This window comes from Pseudomonas sp. K5002 (genome assembly GCF_013386655.1).
Taxonomy (GTDB): domain Bacteria; phylum Pseudomonadota; class Gammaproteobacteria; order Pseudomonadales; family Pseudomonadaceae; genus Aquipseudomonas.
In genome coordinates, this window is the sequence record NZ_JACARK010000828.1 from 1 (window position 1) to 4206 (window position 4206).

General features: G+C 62.2%; 5 protein-coding genes. 4 read left to right on the top strand and 1 reads right to left on the bottom strand.

Going from position 1 to position 4206, the window contains the following annotated elements:
- From HX846_RS29320 to HX846_RS29335, 4 genes are all read left to right on the top strand, one after another.
- On the top strand, positions 1-591 hold a 591-nt coding region (locus HX846_RS29320; RefSeq protein WP_178966695.1), incomplete at its 5' end, for a paraquat-inducible protein A.
- Positions 572-2227 carry an intermembrane transport protein PqiB gene (locus tag HX846_RS29325; protein ID WP_003216179.1) on the top strand — a complete coding sequence of 552 codons (1656 nt, stop codon included), beginning with the start codon at positions 572-574 and terminating at the stop codon, positions 2225-2227. The genes HX846_RS29320 and HX846_RS29325, both read left to right, overlap by 20 nt.
- Positions 2228-2244: 17 nt before the next feature.
- Positions 2245-2799, top strand: a complete 555-nt coding sequence (locus tag HX846_RS29330) for a membrane integrity-associated transporter subunit PqiC (RefSeq protein ID WP_008434246.1) — start codon at positions 2245-2247, stop codon at positions 2797-2799.
- A gap of 23 nt (positions 2800-2822) precedes the next feature.
- Positions 2823-3167: a hypothetical protein gene (locus tag HX846_RS29335; protein ID WP_003216175.1), complete on the top strand. Its 345-nt coding sequence runs from the start codon at positions 2823-2825 to the stop codon at positions 3165-3167.
- Positions 3168-3176: 9 nt separating this feature from the next.
- On the opposite strand, the gene HX846_RS29340 is transcribed toward HX846_RS29335, so the two are convergent.
- A partial coding sequence (locus tag HX846_RS29340) for a LuxR C-terminal-related transcriptional regulator (RefSeq protein ID WP_218645496.1) occupies positions 3177-4206 on the bottom strand: 1030 nt, incomplete at its 5' end.

Sequence of the window (4206 nt, forward strand, 5' to 3'; positions counted from 1 at the left end):
GGCCAGGCTTGCGACGTCAGCACCGCGCCCGACGAATGCGAGCGTTGCGGCGCGCCGCTGCACCGGCGCAAGGTCCATTCGCTGACCCGTACCTGGGCCTATATGCTGACGGCGCTGGCGTTTTACGTGCCCGCCAACTTACTGCCGGTGATGAACACCTCGATGCTCGGCTCGGGCGCCGACAGCACCATCATGAGCGGCGTGCTGGAGTTCTGGCAGCACGGCGCCTGGGACATCGCCCTGATCATTTTCATCGCCAGCATCGCGGTGCCGGGTATCAAGTTCGTCGCATTGACGTTGCTGCTGGTCACCGTGCAGCGCAATAACCAGTGGGCGCGCAAGGAGCGCTCGAAGCTTTTTCGCTTCGTCGAAGTGATTGGCTACTGGTCGATGCTGGATGTAATCGTGGTGGCCTTGGTGGCCGCCCTGGTGCGGTTCCAGGCCCTGGGCACCATCGAGCCGCGCCTGGGCATTCTGTTCTTTGGCCTGGTGGTGGTTTTCACCATGCTCTCGGCAATGAGTTTCGACCCGCGCCTGATCTGGGAAAACCCACACAACGAGGAGATGCCGGATGGCGTCGCAAACCACTGACAAACCGCAGCCTGCGGGCTCGCCTGCGATCAAGACGCGGCGCTTCAGCGTCTCGCTGGTGTGGATCGTGCCGATTGTCGCGGTGCTGGTGGGCATTTCGCTGGTGGTGCACAGCATCCTTCAGCAAGGGCCGAGCATTACCATTACCTTCAAGACCGGCAGCGGCCTGACCGCCAACAAGACCGACGTGAAATACCGCAACGTGGTGATCGGCCAGGTGACTGATGTGGAGTTGAGCGACGATCAGAAAAGCGTCAACGCCACGATCAAACTGTCCAAGCAGGCGGAAAGCTTCACCCGTGAAGACTCGCAGTTCTGGGTGGTGCGCCCACGTATCGGCGCCGGCGGCGTTTCCGGTATCGACACGCTGCTCTCCGGGGATTACATCGGCGCCGATATCGGCCAGTCCGATACCCGCGCCAACCGGTTCACCGGCCTGGAAAACCCACCGCCCATTACCTATGGCGAACCGGGCAAGCGCTTCACGCTGCACACCCAGGATCTGGGTTCGCTGGATATCGGCTCCCCCGTGTACTACCGCAAGATTCCCGTTGGCCAGGTGGTGGCCTATGCCCTGGACGCTGACGGCAAGGGCGTGAACATCGACGTGTTCGTGCATGCACCCAATGACGCCTACGTCACCGAGAACACCCGGTTCTGGAACGCCAGCGGGATTGATGTGAGTGTCGGCGCCAACGGGTTTGCGCTGAAAACCGAATCCTTGTCGTCCATGCTGGTGGGCGGCATCGCCTTCCTCGCCCCGCCCTACAGCCCAAACGACAAGCCGGCAGACGAAGAACACTCCTACGAACTGTTCGCCGACCAGCAAACCGCGCTGGCCCCGCCCAATGGCAAGGCGCAATACCTGAACCTGCGGTTCGACCAGGCCTTGCGCGGGCTTACGGTGGGTGCGCCAGTGGAATTCCTGGGTATCGAATTCGGCAAAGTGGTGTCGATCAACCTGGATTTCGACGAGAAAAAACGCAGCTTCCCGGTCAACGTCGGCATCGTGATCTACCCGCAGCGCCTCGGCGAAGCCAACACCAAAATGCTCACGGTCTTGAAGCATGACCCCAACGACGAAGCCGGCGGTGTGCGCCTGATAGGCAGCTTCATCGAACACGGCCTGCGCGCCCAGGCCCGCAGCGGCAACCTGCTCACTGGCCAGCTGTATATCGCCCTGGACTTCTTCCCCAAGGCCGACAAAGTCGTGTTTGACCCGAACCTGCGCCCCGTCAGTATTCCGACCATCCCCGGCAACCTGGAACAACTGCAGGAAAAACTCGAAGGCATCGTCAACAAGATCAACCAACTGCCAATCGAGCGAATTGCCGGCAACCTCGACGGCAGCCTGGTGGAACTGCGCAAGGGTCTCGGCCAGTTCAACGCCAAGACACTGCCGGGGGTGCAAAACACGCTGGCCGACGTGAGTAAAACCCTGCAATCCGCCAGTTCGACCCTGGCCGAGGATTCGCCGCAACGGGAACAGTTGACCCAGACCCTGGACGAACTGAGCCGCATGTCGCGCTCCCTGCGAGAGCTGTCGGACTACCTGGCACGCCATCCCGAATCGCTGATTCGCGGTCGCCCCGACAACGCCGCGCCCTCCGACCTGCAAGGGCCACCGCGCAAATGACCACAGGAGCAACCACCATGGCTTTGCCGCTGAAGATCACGCTGCTCACCGGGTTGCTGCTGCTGACGGCGTGCCGCAGTGAGCCCATTCAATTTCATACCCTGACGCCGGTGCAGCGCAGCAATGCGTCATTGGCCGCGGGGGGCGAGATCCGGATTGAAAGCATCACGGTCCCGCCACAGGTCGACCGGCCACAGATTGTCATCCGCCAGGGTGACAGCGGCGTGGCCATTCTCGAGACGCAATGGTGGGCTGCCAGCCTGGTGGATGAGTTGCGCAGCGCGCTGGTGGATCAACTCGCCAGCAGCCGGAAAAACCTGGCGGTGCGCATTGAGGTCCAGCGCTTTGACTCGATCCCCGGGCAGTACGCCCTGCTCGACGTCAAATGGCGGCTTCGCCAGACGGGCACGGACGAACGCACGCCGCTGACGTGTCGCACGGTGGTGCAGTCGCCATCCGGCCCGACCATTGACGACCTGGTGATCGCGCAGCAAAACAACGTCAAGCGGTTTGCCGCGCTGCTCAGCCAGGCCGCCGACAAGTCATCGAGTGAGTGCCCCGCCGTGCGGTAAACATTGATCCGGGGGATCGAGCCATGCGCACATTCTGGAAGTGGTATCAGCAACTGCTGGAGAATGACTTCAGCACCCAGGTCTTCGACAATGTGAAGAACCTGCTGGTATGCGCGCTGTTGTTTGCTGCGGGCACCAACGCACTGGCCGGGAAACATGAGCTGTTCCTCGGCATCCTGGCGTCAAGCGTGGCCGGGTGGGGCTTGATCGTGGTCTCAAGCTTGCTGATGGTGCTGAATGTGAGCGATGGCATCCGCCGGCTCGCCAAGCTGCGTTATCACCTGGTCCTTCAGCTGCTGCTTATCCTGATCTATGTGCTGGTGGCAGCCCGCGTGGTGGAAATCGTCTGGGGCTTTCGATCCCATTGATCCAGGTTTCTACCCCAGCAATCCCATCTCCTGCGCCCGCGCCACCGCCTGTGTGCGCCGCTCCACCCCGAGCTTGCTGTTGATATGGCTGGCGTGGGTTTTCACGGTGTGCAGGGAGATAAACAGCTGATTGCTGATCTCCTGGTTTGAACAACCCTGTGCGATCAGGTGCAGCACCGCCAGTTCACGGGTGCTCAGGGTCTCCAGTGTGTGTGGGGTTTCAACTACTGCAACATCCGGCAAGAGTGCCAGCAGGCCCTGGTTCATCAGTCCATGGGGATCCCGAGACAGCTGCTCCCGCGTCCACTCGGGATAGCGTTCCAACAGGCGCTGGAAAGGTTGCATCGCGCCACCGGCAGCCGCTTCAAGCGCGCGGGCAAACACCGGGCGGGCCTGGGCTTCCTGGCCACCGTCCAGCAGTAACAGTGCCTGCTGGGTCAGCGCCATCAGGCTGATCATCTGCCGGCCGCTGTTATGGGCCTGGCGTGCCAGTTCATCGAGCCGTTGCAGTGAAGCCGCCGGCTGATGACGGATGGCGTCGAGTGCCGCCTGTTGCAACTCGATATGTTGCGGCAGGTGCGGGTGGAACTCCGGTGCGGCAGCGGCCTGTTCACCGTTGTAGGTTTGCCCCAGCCGCGTCAGCCAGGCATCGGCCAGGTCGGTGCGCCCCTGAGCCAGCCATAGCTCGCATTTGACCAGGGTGATCATCGCCAGATAGAAAATCGGCGGCACGTCCCAGATATGCATCAAGCGCTCGGCCTCGGCCAATTCGGCAAAGGCCACGGAGAAGTCGCCACGGCGACCTTCGAAGCTGGCGATCACACAGTGGCCGATCAACACGCTGATATCCCGACAGGCTCGCGCCTCCGTCAATCCGGCACGCAGCCGAGCGAGCCCGGCTTCAGGCTGGCAGCGCATCAGCAGCAAATAGCCTTCGTACAACGCCAGGCGCGCGCGCACTGCGTACAGGCGTTGCGGCGCCAGGCCTTGCAAACGTTGCAGGCCCTGGCGCACTTCATCCAGCGACCGCAGGATCTCG

What these genes read in the sequence shown, in the direction of transcription:
- HX846_RS29325 (WP_003216179.1), top strand. Translation starts at nt 572, where the DNA reads ATGGCGTCGCAAACCACTGACAAACCGCAGCCTGCGGGCTCGCCTGCG.
- HX846_RS29330 (WP_008434246.1), top strand. Translation starts at nt 2,245, where the DNA reads ATGGCTTTGCCGCTGAAGATCACGCTGCTCACCGGGTTGCTGCTGCTG.
- HX846_RS29335 (WP_003216175.1), top strand. Translation starts at nt 2,823, where the DNA reads ATGCGCACATTCTGGAAGTGGTATCAGCAACTGCTGGAGAATGACTTC.